Genomic DNA, 12,741 nt, shown 5'->3' with positions numbered 1-12,741 from the left:
GATTATGGAAATTCGCGCGACACAAGAATCCGATCGCACTTATATAGCTCGCCTCAACTTCCTGACCGATACCTTCGGTGATGAACGAGGCGAGCTTTCTTCCGGTTTTGCCGATGATTTTTCCTTTTACGTGGAAAATTGGGAGCCCAACCAGGGAGGTTTCATCGCTTGGGAGGACCTCGTGCCCGCCGGCGGGGTGTGGCTCAGTTGGGGTACCGAGGACAATCACGGTTACGGGTTCGTGGAACCGTCCATCCCAGAATTTGCCATCGCGGTAGAAAGCCGCTTTGCGGGCCAGGGCATTGCCACCGCGCTTATCGATGCCGCCATTTCCCTCGCCCAGACCCTCAAAGCGCCCGGTATTTCCCTGGCCGTCCACCCCGATAATCCGCGTGCGCAGAAGCTTTATGAACGCTTGGGATTCGAGCATGTGGGTGTGTACGCCGAGCATTACATCATGGTCAAGCGCTTTTTATAACCCTATGCATGACTAAAGTCCGGATTCTTTAACCAGAATCCGGACTTTTCCTGTGGAGCATAGGAGAATCGAACTCCTGACCTTCTGCTTGCAAAGCAGATGCTCTACCAATTGAGCTAATGCCCCAGTGGCTTGTACTCTACTACTGCAGCCGCTCATTCCAAAAATGCCGATGAAACCGCGCCACAGTGATTTACTTCTATCACTTTTATCACACGCGGTTTATCCCGTAATTCCCTTCGCAGTGGAGTAGGCTGGCTAGTCGTGCCCATCTGTCCTCGTTCCTAGGAAAAGTATGCATCGTCTTCTTACCTCTGCGCTCACCGTGCTCGCCACCGCTGCCCTTCCCGCCTGCGCCAATGCGCAATTCCTCGAAGGCACCCCGAAAGTAGCCGGCTCCTCAGAACCCAATATCCAATCCGCGGTTTCTGAGATTCAGACCGATATTCAAAGCCGCATCGACAGCACCCGCGCGCAGGCACAGGATCTTGTTTCCTCGGTAGCGCCGCAAGACGAGCCGCAGAACGAGGCTGCACCCGCACCGGATCCCCAGCCTGGGGCCGCACCGCAACCAGCCCCGCAGCCACAGGGTAACGGCGTAGATTGCCCGAATTGCGTGGCCCTTACCTTTGACGATGGCCCAAGCCCTTATACGAACCAGCTCTTGGATACCTTCAAGGCTAAAAACGCTCACGCCAGCTTCATGGTGCTAGCGGATCACGCCTACCAGTACCCCCAAGCGCTCCAGCGCATGCAGGCAGAAGGTCACACCATTGGCAATCACACCAAGACCCATCGCCAGCTCAACCAGTTAGCTTACGGCGATATTGCCCAAGAAATCGACGCCGGCAATGCGGCGATCCGCAATGCCACCGGGCAGAATCCAAAGTGGCTGCGCCCGCCCTACGGTGCCACCAATGAGACGGTTGACCAGGTAGCCAGGGATAAGGGCTTGTCGCAGGCCCTATGGAACGTGGATACCTTGGACTGGAAGATCCGCGATTCGCAGCACGTCTGCAATGCCGCCGTCCAGGATGCTAACCCAGGCTCCATCGTCTTGATGCACGATATTCATCCGACCACCGTCAATGCGGCCGAGTGCATTATCGACGGCCTGCGCGCCAAGGGCTTGGAGCCGGTCAGCCTCGATGAGTTGCTGCGCACCCCGGTAGACGGAAAGCGCTACTACTCCCGTTAATGATTGATTTCTCCCGCACTGCTGATGTCGTAGCCCCGCAACTCCTTGGCTGCGTCATCACGCACGCTGGGGTGAGCATTCGCCTTACGGAGGTCGAGGCCTATTTGGGCACGGACGATGCCGCCGCCCATACCTTTCGTGGGAAAACCCCGCGCAATGCCGCCATGTTCGGCCCGCCCGGCCGGATGTACGTGTATGCCTCTTACGGCATCCACCGCAATGTCAATATCGTGTGCGCGCCCGAAGGCGTGGGCCAAGGGTGCCTACTGCGCGGTGGTGAGGTGCTATCCGGGATCGATACCGCCTTTGCACGACGCGGCACCAGCGATTTTCATAACCTAGCCCGCGGCCCCGGGAACCTCGGAAAAGCTCTGGGAGCAACGCTGGAGGATAACCACCTACCAGTGCAGCTTTCTGAGCGCGAGTCTGCACCGGAATGGGTGCGCGGTCCGCGCATTGGTATCTCCAAAAACCAGGAAGCAGCCCTCAGGTTTTGGATTCCCTTTGATAAGACCGTTTCCGGCCGCCGCGGCTATCCCAAAAAGTAATTAATAACGGCCGCCGTAGCGCTCATCGCTTTCGATGGCTTTGATGATGCGCTCATTGATTTGGGTCATCTGATGAATCTGGGCGCGGGTCAGGTTATCGATAACGGATCGGCGGGCCTGCTTGGCGTGGCCCGGGGCGGTTTCTACTACCTTGTCCCAGCCGCTATCGGTAAGGTGCGCCATCGTCGTCCGCCCATCATTGGGGCAAGGACGCCGCACGACCCAACCCTGGCGCTCCAAACGGGTAACAACCTGGCTCAGACGGGACAGGGAGCCGTTTGCGGTGATGGCGAGGTCTCGCATGCGCATCTCATGGTTCTCAGCCTCTGATAGCCGTGAAAGCACCGTATATTCGAAAAAGCTTAGCTTGGCATCATCGCGCAGCTGCGCGTCTAGAATATTGGTGAGCCGGACATTCACGCTCATCAGGGACATGAATGCTGCTAGTTCATCCTCTTCCAGCCAAAAGTCGTCCCGCTCGGTCATGAGGATTATTTTAGCAACTGGACTTCAATTCTAAAATAATCCCAAGTATCCGGAGCCCCGTACCAGTTATCCGAGCCTGGACTGATCCGCCTAGTGGCTGGTGGGTGCCAAGCGAGCTGGGTCCAATTCGATCCGGCGCAACAACTGCGCATTGAATGCCACCACGATGGTCGATAGCGACATCAATACCGCACCGGCCGCCGGGGAAAGCACGACACCGATGGGTGCGAGTACGCCTGCAGCCAAGGGCACGGCGATGATGTTGTAGCCAGATGCCCAAATAAGGTTTTGGATCATCTTGCGGTAGCTAGCGCGCGACAAGGTGATCATTGAAAGCACCGACCGCGGGTCATCGCTGGCGAGCACGACCTCGGCGGATTCCATGGCGACATCGGTACCGGCGCCAATGGCGATGCCGACTTCCGCGCGGGCCAAGGCTGGGGCGTCGTTGACGCCATCGCCAACCATGGCCACGGCCAGGCTGCGCTCCTGTAATTCGGTGACCTTGGAGTCCTTGTCCTGCGGCAGGACTTCGGCAAAGACCTCGTCAATACCCAGTTCTTCGCCAACGGCCTCGGCGACCTGCGTGGCATCGCCAGTGATCATCGCAACCTTGACGCCCTGCTCTTGGAGGGCCTGTACGGCCGCGCGGGATTCGGGACGAATCTTGTCTTCGACCGCGAGAGCGCCAATGATCTGACCATCGCGCACGACATGCAGGACACCTGCGCCGCGCTGGGACCACTCTTCAACCTGCACATCGAACACCCCAGGGGTGGCAAGCTCTAGCTCGCGCAGCATATTCGGTCCACCGACGAGGACCTCTGCCCCATCTACGGTGGCCTGGATTCCCCGGCCGGCGGCAGCACTGAAATCGGTGCTGTGCAGCTGCTCCTGGGATGCTTCCGCGTGGTCTTCGGCTGCCTTGACGATGGCGCGGGCCAACGGGTGTTCACTATCGGCCTCGGCCGCGGCGGCCACTGCTAGCAGCTGCCCCTCGCTGATGTCCTCAACGGTTGCGACACCGGTAACGGCATGAGCGCCTTCGGTTAGGGTGCCGGTCTTATCGAAGAGAACGGTGTCGATGGTGCGCATGCGCTCCAACGCCATACGTTCCTTGATGAGTACCCCAGACTGTGCGGCCTGCTCGGTAGAGATCGCAATGACCAGTGGGATAGCCAAACCGAGGGCGTGGGGGCAAGCGATGACGAGCACGGTAACGGTGCGTACCACGGCGTCGCTTGGGCTCCCGATAATGGCCCAGACCACCGCAGTAATGAGGGCTGCGATTAGCGCAAACCAGAAGAGCAACGCTGCGGCGCGATCGGCAAGAGCTTGGGCGCGGGAGGAGGATTCCTGCGCCTCGGCGACCATGCTTTGGATACCACCCAGGGCCGTATCCCCACCGATGGCCTCTACTTGGACGCGGACGGTGTTGTCTGTGGCTACCGTACCGGCGACCACGCGCTCACCTTTATCGCGGAAGATGGGCCGGGATTCACCGGTTATCATGGATTCATCAAATTCGGCTGAGCCTTCAACAATGGTGCCATCGGCAGGCGCCCGGGCGCCAGCGCGAACCAGTACTATGTCATCCACCGCCAGCTCAGAGACTGGCACGGTGTGGGTCTGCCCATCGATGATCTTCTCGGCCTCGTCAGGCAAAAGTTCTGCTAAGGCGTCCAAAGCGGAGGAGGCCGCGCCGAGTGCGCGCATCTCCAACCAGTGGCCCAGCAGCATAATGACGACCAAGAGGGCCAGCTCCCACCAGAAATCTAGGTCGAATCCTCCAATCCCTAAGGTAGTGACCCATGAGGCGACGAACGCCACGGTAATAGCCATGGCGATGAGCAGCATCATCCCGGGCTGGCGGGATTTCAGTTCCGACCAGCCGCCTTGCAGGAACGGCGTGCCGCCATAAATGAAGATGATGGTGCCCAGAACCGGGGGAATCCAGGATGAACCTGTGAATTCGGGTACGCCATAACCGAGCAAGTCTGCGACCATAGGGCTGAAGATGACGACCGGTACCGATAGCAGCAGCGACCACCAGAAGCGGCTGCGGAACATCGCCGCGTGATCGCCGTGTCCGTGCCCGTGGCCGTGTCCATGCCCGTGCTCGTGACCGTGGTGGTCACCGTGAGAGTGCCCTTCGTGGCCGCCATGATCTGTGTGTTGCGTATGATCCGCTTCCGCGGCCTGGTGAGCACCGGAATGCTCACCGTGTTGGTGGGAAGTACTCATAAAATTCCTTTCTTCTCCTCCCTGCACCGAGAGGAGTCCTAGCGTCGGTGGAACACAGTGATGATTACTCTCCCCACCATATACCCCGGGGAGGTATATTTACAGGAAAGAAAGGAACCCTTTTCGCATGAGAGGCGAAGTGGAGCTGCCGAGATGGCCACCCAGCTTAAACGGGCCTAGCCCCGGGAAAGTGGACACGGCGCGGTCAGGCCCGGCCCCATCAGCTCGGCTATTCTTCAACGTCATTGCAGATGAATTCGACAGAGAAACGGTCCCGTGTTTTATCGATGAAGCGGATCATAACGGAGGCTCTGGGCCTGGTTCTGGGAATTTTCCTGCACGATGGGCCTAATGTGCCCATTGCCAGGCTGTGTGCCATGAAACGCCGAGCTTCGGGGCTACCACCTGACACGCGAGGTACATCGACCATTCTTCCGCCAAGCTGCGATCTTCCACAAGTGGGACACTTCAGGTTTCACCTGCTGTTTTCGCCTACCCAAAGTGGAAAAAAGAGGTAAAGAAACGACATATGGGGCACTCCATTTTAGTTGGAGTGCCCCATATTGGCTTTAAAGAGGAAGTTTAGTCCTCATCACCCGAAAACTTCTTTCTCATAGTCCAATCTATCCAGAACCAAAGACAGAACAAGATTAATCCTATCACTGTTCTAGGACCGGTGCCTAAATCTAGGACCAACCCGAAAAATAGGCCCAAAAGTATCGCTAATACAAGAAATATGATCCAGGTAAGTCTTGGGTGATATTTCTTAGGTTTTAGTTTCTGCATTCATGTGCCCCAACTGGATGCGGACGATCTCCCATGTTAGATGCAATCCTAATCTGATAGCAGGTGTTGTGGTCGTATTCGGGGATTGCCTTTGCTGTTTCAACAATATCAAGCGCGTTGATGCCTGCTATCGGACAAACACCCCCAAAACCAGTTTGATAGGCGTGGAAAGCTTCGAGAGGGTACAAGAAGCAAAAAGTCCGGCTCCCTTAAGGAAGCCGGACTGATGCTGTGGAGCATAGGAGAATCGAACTCCTGACCTTCTGCTTGCAAAGCAGATGCTCTACCAATTGAGCTAATGCCCCATTGTTCCGTGGTGGGCCTAGCTGGAATCGAACCAGCGACCTCATCGTTATCAGCGATGCGCTCTAACCGACTGAGCTATAGGCCCTTTAGCGGAACGAGATTTAACTTTACATACTACCCCGGAAAAAACACAAATCGGCAGCTCAAAGAGGTTTTTAAAGGCGCTCTTCGTTGGCCTAATGAGTACCCTACTTCGCGCTTAAAACCAGAAAATGCCGGCAACCGTAGCTGCCGGCATAGTCTCTCACTCACAGTGGTCTAGATGTCATCCAAGCTGACCTTTAGCCCGCCGAAGACATCCACGATGGCGTTATAGATGACGGCCATCAGCGGTGCGAGCAAGGTGAACAGGACGGCGAAAATAACGCCAATCAGCGCGCTGGCTGCGATCACCACGCCAAAGGTGACCTCAAAGCCGCCGCCGACGCCACCAACGAGGCTATTGACTGACTCCCATATGCCCACCTGGTGCAAACCGATGTACAACAGGCACACGGCCAGCAACCACGCGATGAGTCCGACGAGTGACAGGGCCAGACCAACGCGAAACGCCGAGGTGGGCGAAATGTGGTGGATGGTTACGTCTCGTCGTTCCATGTCCTACTCCTCGTCCTTGGAGGCATCGCTTACCTTGTGGTGCTCTTGCTGGACCTCATCGACGGTCTTTTCGCCCTTGGCCACAGCCTGCGCGTCTTCCTCACCATCTTCTTCAACATTGCGGTCGATGGCAAGCAATTCGACATCATCGGCAAGGTCAACCAAGCGCACACCCATCGTGGCGCGCGAGGACGGACGAATCTGGTTTACTTCGGTGCGAATAACCCCACCGGCGGAGGTAATGGCGAAGATTTCATCGTCTTTATCAATCGAAATGGCGCCAATGAGCTTGCCGCGCTTCGGGGTGTACTTGAAGGTCATCACACCCAAGCCACCGCGGCCCTGCGGGGTGTATTCCTCAATGGCGGTGCGCTTGCCGTAGCCACCCGAGGTAGCAACGAGTAGGAACTCGCCGTCGTGGACGACGGACATCGCCAGCAGCTGGTCATCGCCGCGGAAGCGCATCCCCTTCACGCCGGCGGTAGCGCGGCCCATGGGGCGCAGCTGGTCGTCATCGGCAGTAAAGCGGATGGCTTGGCCCTGCTCAGAGGTCAGCAGGATGTCATCGCCCTCAGAAACGAGCTGGGCACCGATGAGCGCATCGCCCTCGTTGAGGTTGATGGCGATAAGCCCTGCGGAACGAGCGGACTCGTAATCGGTCAGGCGCGACTTCTTCACGCGGCCCTGCTGGGTGGCCAGGACCAAGTATGGCGCATCCTCGTAGGACTGGATCTGAATGACCTGGGCGATCTTTTCCTCCGGCTGGAATTCCAGCAGGTTGGCCACGTGCTGGCCGCGGGCAGCGCGGCCGCTCTCTGGTAGCTCGTAGGCCTTCAGGCGGTAGACGCGGCCAAAGTTGGTAAAGAACAGGATCCAGTCGTGCGTGGAGCAGACGAAGAAGTTTTTCACAATGTCATCTTGCTTGAGCTCCGCACCGCGCACGCCTTTGCCGCCACGCTTTTGTGACTTATAGGTATCGACCTTGGTGCGCTTGGCATAACCGGTGGCGGTAATGGTGACCACGACGTTTTCGCGGGCAATGAGGTCTTCATCGGTGACCTCGCCGGAGGCAGGCAGGATCTCGGTGCGGCGCTCGTCGCCGTACTTTTCGACGATCGCCTCCAGCTCATCGTGGACGATCTGGCGCTGGCGCTCCTCGTGGGCGAGGATGTGCTTGAGGTCTGCGATCTCTTCTTCGATTTCTGCCAATTCATCGACGATCTTTTGGCGCTCCAGGGCGGCCAGGCGGCGCAGCTGCATCGCCAGGATGGCATCGGCCTGGATATCGTCGACATCGAGAAGCTCCTTCAAGCCCTCGCGCGCCTCATCAACGGTGGGCGAACGGCGGATCAGGGCGATGACCTCATCCAACATATCCAGCGCCTTGACCAAGCCGCGCAAGATGTGCGCGCGCTTTTCGGCCTCATCCAGGCGGTACTGGGTGCGGCGAACGATGACCTCAATCTGGTGCGCAACATAATTGCTCAGCATCTGATCCAGGCGCAGGGTACGCGGCACGCCATCGACGATGGAAAGCATATTAGCGCCGAAAGAGGTCTGCAGCTGGGAGTGCTTGTACAGGTTATTGAGCACCACGCGGGCAACAGCATCGCGCTTCAGGGTCACAACAATGCGCATGCCCACTCGGTCAGAGGACTCATCTTCGATCTTGGAAATGCCGGCGATCTTGCCGTTGGCTACGGACTCCGCGATATTGGAGATGAGGTTATCGGGGTTGACCTGGAACGGCAGCTCCGTGATCACGATGGTCTGCCGGGAACCGGATTCCTCGATGGAGGTGACACCGCGCATGCGGATGGAGCCGCGGCCGGTGGTATATGCATCCTTGATGCCCTGATCGCCCACGATGAGGCCGGCGGTGGGGAAATCCGGGCCCTTCACGCGTTCCATGCAGGCCGCGAGCGCGGCATCCTCGTCCGCGTCTGGGTTCTCCAGCAACCAATAGATGGCCGAAGCCAACTCATTGAGGTTATGCGGCGGGATATTGGTGGCCATGCCCACGGCAATTCCGCCGGAACCATTCATCAAAAGGTTAGGCACGCGGGACGGCAGGACGTCCGGCTCGCTGGTCTTGCCATCGTAGTTGGGCGAGAAGTCCACGGTATTTTCGCGGATATCGCGGACCATTTCCATGGCCAACGGGGTGAGCTTGCACTCGGTATAACGCATTGCGGCGGGGCCGTCGTTACCGCGGGAACCGAAGTTACCCTGGCCATCGACAAGCGGGTAGCGCATATTCCAGGACTGCGCCAAGCGCACCAAGGTGTCATAGATGGCCGAGTCACCGTGTGGGTGGAATTGACCCATGGTGTCAGAGACCGGGCGCGCGGATTTCACGTAGCCGCGCTCGGGGCGGTAGCCCGAATCGAACATGGCGTAAAGAATGCGGCGGTGTACCGGCTTTAGGCCATCGCGCACCTCAGGCAGCGCGCGGCCCACAATGACGGACATGGCGTAGTCGATATAGCTCGACTCCATCTCCTCATTAATGTCAATAGGAAAAATCCGATCAAAAAGATCGTCGTTATTGTCACTCATAAGGCCAAATTCTACCTTCTCCGGGCTTTATCGGCCTTATTTGCCGCACCGGTGGTATCACTGTGGTATCACTGGGGCATGGCAATGACATTGCGGCTTACCGCAGAACAAGATCACGCCCTTACCCTCTTGGCCTCCGCGCAAGGCACCTCCAAGCACGAGGCGGTGGTGCGTGCCATCGTGGCGGCGGCCTCGCGCACGCTTGCCGATGCCCACGTGCAAGCCACCGCCCGAGAGCTCCTCCCCGGCCGCGCGGACCTAGAAGCAGAAATCCGCAGGGCACGGAAGACCCAGTCATGAGCGCCGAACAGCTGTACCTAGTGGCCCAAGAGTTTTGCGCCCGCTTTAAGCTCCGCATCATCAATTACTCCGCTTTAGTTGCCGCCGCCGCTGCCAGCACCGCGCGCCTAGAGGGCATAGCCATCCACGGCGATGAGCAGCAGGCAGCCCAAGCCATGGCGGAGGTTTTAGAAAGGGTGCCAGCGTTAAATGCTGGAAATCAGACCTTCGCGCAGTACTGCGCCCGCGTCTATATGGCCACTAAATTCGCGTAGCTGCAGATGCTTTCCTGATTCCCACAGTCGTCACCACGCCAAAAATAGCCCACCACCTGCATAGATAGCATTGCAGGGGTGGGCTGTACTCATCTGGTACTGGGGTAGATGTAGCTGTGGCTGTAGCTATTTCACTTGGGTATGGACCACGAAGGTTCCATCTTCCCGAGGCGTGACTTGGCAGTACCAGTCGGAGCGGAGCGAGGCGCCAAATTTATTATCCGAATCGACATACCCACGGATTTGCCAGTATTCCTCATTGCTTCCCGTCTTCTGGATTTCGAGTTCTGTCTTGTCTGGGAATACGGCGGAGGAGGGGGAGGTGAGCTTGTCGGTGATGCGGGTTTGGCATTTTTCGATGGCTTCATCGTCCGTCATGCCGTTGATTTCTTCGGCGGTGGGAGAGCAGGCGGCGGTGGTGATGGTGAGTGCTGCGAGGGCGAGAGTGAGGGCTGTCTTGTTCATGGTTTCGAGTATAGGTCGCGGGGTTGGGTTTTTACTACTTGTAAATATGTGATGTACATTACATAGTAATCCGCTTTACAATGTAACCCGGTTGCCTTAAACTTAGAGATGTAAGCAAGAAAGCAACCCGAAAGGAACAAAACAATGACCGCCTACACCACCCGCAACGAAGCTATCGACCGCGAGATCATCGCCCCGCTCGGAGAGTACGCCGCACAGCACGATATCGATGCCATTGCGGACGCAGTACTCACCACCACCGGCGAGGGCACCGATTACCGCTACATTCTCCGCGAGGATGTGGACTTCTGGGATGTAGTCGCACAGCACGCACTGTAAAAATTAGCCTAGATGGTCACCCGCGGGGGTTCGACTCCCCCGCTAGGCACCGCGCCACCCCTGGCGCTACCACCCCACCTCCGGAAAGGACATTTTCATGTACGCCCTCACCACCCCGAATAAATCTTTCACCCTCACCGGCGATACGCTCGAAGACCTGCGCAAAAAGCTCATCGATTTTCATGAGGAGAATCGCCGCGACCCCCAATACGGCGACTACCTAGACCAATTCGAAGCGGTCTATCCACGCGATGAATCGGAACTTGATGACGATGAGGTGCCGATTGTGCCCCGCGCCCTCACCGGCGATATTCTCACGGGCATGGCCCGCATGATCTGGGATGTGCCCACTGTCTCCCTACGCGAGGAGGATGGCACCGACATTCATCGCCTCGGAGATACTCTGCACTACATGCTCGATATGGACACCGACGCAGCTGTGGATATTTTGCGCACCTACATCGGGCAGGTAGAGGACATTGACGGGCGGAGCATTGATGAGGATGCGATATGCGAGCAGGATACCGATTTCCTCATCGGGGCGGTAAAAAGCGCCCGCGCCGCTGGTGACCTAGGGCAAAAAGAGCTCTTCGCGCTGGAAGACGCCGCGAGCGAGTACCAGTACGCGGTCGATATAGCCGAGGGCCTACGGCAGGAGCGAGACCGCGCTATCCGCGCCGCGCTAGCTGCTGGCGCTACGCAATCCCAGGTGGCACGGGCTGCTGGAATTAGTCGCCAGGCTATCTCGAAAATGGGCCGATGATGCAGGTAGGTGACACGGACGGGCACGGCCGCTACGGCCTCATAGATGAGGACGATAGTGGCTTGCTCTGCCATGAGTGCGGCAAGCGATACAAGCACCTCTCGACCCATATCGCGATGGGGCACAAAATGCGAGTAGCGGACTATAGGCGGGCGCATGGGCTGCACGCTAAGCGGCCTTTGGCGGCCCGCTCTGTGCGGGAGAATATGCGCCGCTCTTGGGATGAGCACCGCGACCAGCATTTAGCCGATTTAGATAGATACCGCGACCCGACTAAAGCGATCGAGGCATCACGCGAAGCGACGCGGAATAAATCAGCAGGTGCCACGGCGGGACAAAAGGCATCGCTACAGCGCCGCCGGGGCCGCCCCCTCACCGAGGATGAGGTTACTGCCCTACAGTCCACCGCCACCATCGGCGAGTGGTGCCAGGTGGCATACCGCATACTGGATGACCCGGCGGTATCAATCAGTTCCCTCGCCCATTCTGTCGGGATGAAGCCCGTTACGGCGCATCATCGATTGGCGAAGCGGCGCCCGCCGGGGTGGGAGTCACCGGGTGCTGGTAATCGGGTGCGGCCGAAAGACCCCTAAAACGACGAAAAGACCCCACCCGGGGCGGGGTGGGGTTTATCCGTTAATAACATCATCGTGCACATCGGGCGGGAGCTGCGCGGAATCTAGCTCCACATCATGCTTTTGAGTGATACGGCGCAGCCCATTAACAGCAGCCCAATACTTCCGGCGGGTAGTCTCCACAATCTCCTGTAGGGACTCCACCCGGTCACGAAGAGCGTCAATCTGGTCAGACTGGGACTTCAACTCCTCCTGCTGCGCGTCAATGCGCCGCATGATGGAGTCGGTGAACGCTTTCCATTCTGGCTTGTCCGACTCGATGCGTTTGGCGTCGCGGGTGGCTTGGGCTGTGACTTTCGTTCCTAGGTAGGTGAGGATGGCGGCGCCGATAACGCCTATGAGTGTTGCGGCCTCACCGCTGATTGTCATGGTGCCCCCTTTATCTCGGGTACCTCCAGCTTATCGGGGGCGCGGCCCCTACCAAACGCCCACAATGCCAAAAGGGTGATGGTGGCGTAGCCAATAGCGGTGACCCACCCGCGCCCACCGGAGATAATGAAAGACACTGCCCACATGAAATGAATACCGATGCCCAGGCCAACGGCCAGGGGGCGGGCGTGCCGCAATGGGATGGCGGCCAGGCAGAAAAGGCCGATGGTGAGCCACGCCCACGACCACGTGGATGGCTCCGCCAGCGTCTCCAAAAAATGCGCTGGCTTACGGCGCTGGTCCACAATCATCGGCAGGTAGGAGGAACCTCGCACGATGACGGATATGCCGATAATGGCGAGGCCAGCGGCATCACTGGTGAGCCACGTGCGCATCTTGCAGGAATCCATACGT

15 protein-coding genes and 3 tRNA genes are annotated in these 12,741 nt (G+C 58.2%); 8 read left to right on the top strand and 10 right to left on the bottom strand.

From position 1 onward, the window contains the following. Positions 1-4: 4 nt before the first annotated feature. Complete coding sequence (locus tag HMPREF1261_RS02430; protein ID WP_023016417.1) at positions 5-478, top strand: N-acetyltransferase; 474 nt, start codon at positions 5-7, stop codon at positions 476-478. A gap of 53 nt (positions 479-531) precedes the next feature. On the opposite strand, the gene HMPREF1261_RS02425 is transcribed toward HMPREF1261_RS02430, so the two are convergent. Beyond that, positions 532-604 (bottom strand) — tRNA-Ala (locus HMPREF1261_RS02425). Positions 605-773: 169 nt separating this feature from the next. Here HMPREF1261_RS02425 and HMPREF1261_RS02420 point away from each other — a divergent pair. After that, on the top strand, positions 774-1,676 hold the full coding sequence (locus HMPREF1261_RS02420; protein WP_023029854.1) for a polysaccharide deacetylase family protein: 903 nt from the start codon (positions 774-776) through the stop codon (positions 1,674-1,676). Further along, positions 1,676-2,224: a DNA-3-methyladenine glycosylase gene (locus HMPREF1261_RS02415; protein WP_023029853.1), complete on the top strand. Its 549-nt coding sequence runs from the start codon at positions 1,676-1,678 to the stop codon at positions 2,222-2,224. Before HMPREF1261_RS02420 ends, HMPREF1261_RS02415 begins: the two co-directional genes overlap by 1 nt. On the opposite strand, the gene HMPREF1261_RS02410 is transcribed toward HMPREF1261_RS02415, so the two are convergent. From HMPREF1261_RS02410 to gyrA, 6 genes are all read right to left on the bottom strand, one after another. Beyond that, positions 2,225-2,710: a MarR family winged helix-turn-helix transcriptional regulator gene (locus HMPREF1261_RS02410; RefSeq protein WP_023029852.1), complete on the bottom strand. Its 486-nt coding sequence runs from the start codon at positions 2,708-2,710 to the stop codon at positions 2,225-2,227. It lies immediately after the preceding gene. 90 nt (positions 2,711-2,800) lie between these two features. After that, entirely contained in the window at positions 2,801-4,954 is a 2,154-nt protein-coding gene (locus tag HMPREF1261_RS02405; protein WP_084538498.1) for a copper-translocating P-type ATPase, read from the bottom strand. 1,018 nt (positions 4,955-5,972) lie between these two features. Further along, positions 5,973-6,045 (bottom strand) — tRNA-Ala (locus HMPREF1261_RS02395). A gap of 9 nt (positions 6,046-6,054) precedes the next feature. After that, a tRNA-Ile gene (locus HMPREF1261_RS02390) sits at positions 6,055-6,131 on the bottom strand. Between the two features lie 173 nt (positions 6,132-6,304). Further along, positions 6,305-6,643 (bottom strand): DUF3566 domain-containing protein, encoded by a 339-nt coding sequence (locus HMPREF1261_RS02385; RefSeq protein WP_005280482.1) that lies wholly within the window; start codon positions 6,641-6,643, stop codon positions 6,305-6,307. A gap of 3 nt (positions 6,644-6,646) precedes the next feature. Beyond that, on the bottom strand, positions 6,647-9,202 hold the full coding sequence (gene gyrA, locus HMPREF1261_RS02380; RefSeq protein ID WP_005280481.1) for a DNA gyrase subunit A: 2,556 nt from the start codon (positions 9,200-9,202) through the stop codon (positions 6,647-6,649). Positions 9,203-9,280: 78 nt separating this feature from the next. Between gyrA and HMPREF1261_RS02375 the strand changes: the two genes are divergently transcribed. After that, positions 9,281-9,502 (top strand): hypothetical protein, encoded by a 222-nt coding sequence (locus HMPREF1261_RS02375; protein ID WP_023029849.1) that lies wholly within the window; start codon positions 9,281-9,283, stop codon positions 9,500-9,502. Continuing rightward, on the top strand, positions 9,499-9,756 hold the full coding sequence (locus HMPREF1261_RS02370) for a hypothetical protein (protein ID WP_023029848.1): 258 nt from the start codon (positions 9,499-9,501) through the stop codon (positions 9,754-9,756). The genes HMPREF1261_RS02375 and HMPREF1261_RS02370 overlap by 4 nt, the downstream gene beginning before the upstream one ends. Positions 9,757-9,882: 126 nt before the next feature. On the opposite strand, the gene HMPREF1261_RS02365 is transcribed toward HMPREF1261_RS02370, so the two are convergent. Next, positions 9,883-10,221 carry a hypothetical protein gene (locus tag HMPREF1261_RS02365; RefSeq protein WP_023029847.1) on the bottom strand — a complete coding sequence of 113 codons (339 nt, stop codon included), beginning with the start codon at positions 10,219-10,221 and terminating at the stop codon, positions 9,883-9,885. A 144-nt stretch (positions 10,222-10,365) separates the two neighbouring features. Here HMPREF1261_RS02365 and HMPREF1261_RS02360 point away from each other — a divergent pair, with 144 nt between their 5' ends. From HMPREF1261_RS02360 to HMPREF1261_RS12120, 3 genes are all read left to right on the top strand, one after another. Beyond that, on the top strand, positions 10,366-10,560 hold the full coding sequence (locus tag HMPREF1261_RS02360; RefSeq protein ID WP_023029846.1) for a hypothetical protein: 195 nt from the start codon (positions 10,366-10,368) through the stop codon (positions 10,558-10,560). Positions 10,561-10,657: 97 nt separating this feature from the next. After that, a complete protein-coding gene (locus HMPREF1261_RS02355) occupies positions 10,658-11,323 on the top strand; it encodes a hypothetical protein (protein WP_023029845.1) in 666 nt (221 codons plus the stop codon). Continuing rightward, positions 11,320-11,916: a MucR family transcriptional regulator gene (locus HMPREF1261_RS12120; RefSeq protein ID WP_023029844.1), complete on the top strand. Its 597-nt coding sequence runs from the start codon at positions 11,320-11,322 to the stop codon at positions 11,914-11,916. The genes HMPREF1261_RS02355 and HMPREF1261_RS12120 overlap by 4 nt, the downstream gene beginning before the upstream one ends. 36 nt (positions 11,917-11,952) lie before the next feature. Here the strand turns inward: HMPREF1261_RS12120 and HMPREF1261_RS02345 are convergent, their stop codons facing one another. Together HMPREF1261_RS02345 and HMPREF1261_RS12115 are read right to left on the bottom strand one after the other, a co-directional pair. Next, complete coding sequence (locus HMPREF1261_RS02345) at positions 11,953-12,327, bottom strand: hypothetical protein (protein WP_023029843.1); 375 nt, start codon at positions 12,325-12,327, stop codon at positions 11,953-11,955. Continuing rightward, positions 12,324-12,737 (bottom strand): hypothetical protein, encoded by a 414-nt coding sequence (locus HMPREF1261_RS12115; RefSeq protein ID WP_023029842.1) that lies wholly within the window; start codon positions 12,735-12,737, stop codon positions 12,324-12,326. Before HMPREF1261_RS12115 ends, HMPREF1261_RS02345 begins: the two co-directional genes overlap by 4 nt. Positions 12,738-12,741 lie beyond the last annotated feature (4 nt).

This window comes from Corynebacterium sp. KPL1818, from assembly GCF_000478135.1.
In the GTDB taxonomy this organism is placed as follows: Bacteria; Actinomycetota; Actinomycetes; order Mycobacteriales; family Mycobacteriaceae; genus Corynebacterium; species Corynebacterium accolens.
Note: the sequence above shows the minus strand (reverse complement) of the source record. Positions and strands in the feature narration are given on the sequence as shown.

What these genes read in the sequence shown, in the direction of transcription:
- HMPREF1261_RS02410 (WP_023029852.1), bottom strand. Translation starts at nt 2,710, where the DNA reads ATGACCGAGCGGGACGACTTTTGGCTGGAAGAGGATGAACTAGCAGCA.
- HMPREF1261_RS02420 (WP_023029854.1), top strand. Translation starts at nt 774, where the DNA reads ATGCATCGTCTTCTTACCTCTGCGCTCACCGTGCTCGCCACCGCTGCC.
- HMPREF1261_RS02385 (WP_005280482.1), bottom strand. Translation starts at nt 6,643, where the DNA reads ATGGAACGACGAGACGTAACCATCCACCACATTTCGCCCACCTCGGCG.
- HMPREF1261_RS02360 (WP_023029846.1), top strand. Translation starts at nt 10,366, where the DNA reads ATGACCGCCTACACCACCCGCAACGAAGCTATCGACCGCGAGATCATC.
- HMPREF1261_RS12115 (WP_023029842.1), bottom strand. Translation starts at nt 12,737, where the DNA reads ATGGATTCCTGCAAGATGCGCACGTGGCTCACCAGTGATGCCGCTGGC.
- HMPREF1261_RS02430 (WP_023016417.1), top strand. Translation starts at nt 5, where the DNA reads ATGGAAATTCGCGCGACACAAGAATCCGATCGCACTTATATAGCTCGC.
- HMPREF1261_RS02375 (WP_023029849.1), top strand. Translation starts at nt 9,281, where the DNA reads ATGGCAATGACATTGCGGCTTACCGCAGAACAAGATCACGCCCTTACC.
- HMPREF1261_RS02345 (WP_023029843.1), bottom strand. Translation starts at nt 12,327, where the DNA reads ATGACAATCAGCGGTGAGGCCGCAACACTCATAGGCGTTATCGGCGCC.
- HMPREF1261_RS02370 (WP_023029848.1), top strand. Translation starts at nt 9,499, where the DNA reads ATGAGCGCCGAACAGCTGTACCTAGTGGCCCAAGAGTTTTGCGCCCGC.
- gyrA (WP_005280481.1), bottom strand. Translation starts at nt 9,202, where the DNA reads ATGAGTGACAATAACGACGATCTTTTTGATCGGATTTTTCCTATTGAC.
- HMPREF1261_RS02415 (WP_023029853.1), top strand. Translation starts at nt 1,676, where the DNA reads ATGATTGATTTCTCCCGCACTGCTGATGTCGTAGCCCCGCAACTCCTT.
- HMPREF1261_RS12120 (WP_023029844.1), top strand. Translation starts at nt 11,320, where the DNA reads ATGATGCAGGTAGGTGACACGGACGGGCACGGCCGCTACGGCCTCATA.
- HMPREF1261_RS02405 (WP_084538498.1), bottom strand. Translation starts at nt 4,954, where the DNA reads ATGAGTACTTCCCACCAACACGGTGAGCATTCCGGTGCTCACCAGGCC.
- HMPREF1261_RS02355 (WP_023029845.1), top strand. Translation starts at nt 10,658, where the DNA reads ATGTACGCCCTCACCACCCCGAATAAATCTTTCACCCTCACCGGCGAT.
- HMPREF1261_RS02365 (WP_023029847.1), bottom strand. Translation starts at nt 10,221, where the DNA reads ATGAACAAGACAGCCCTCACTCTCGCCCTCGCAGCACTCACCATCACC.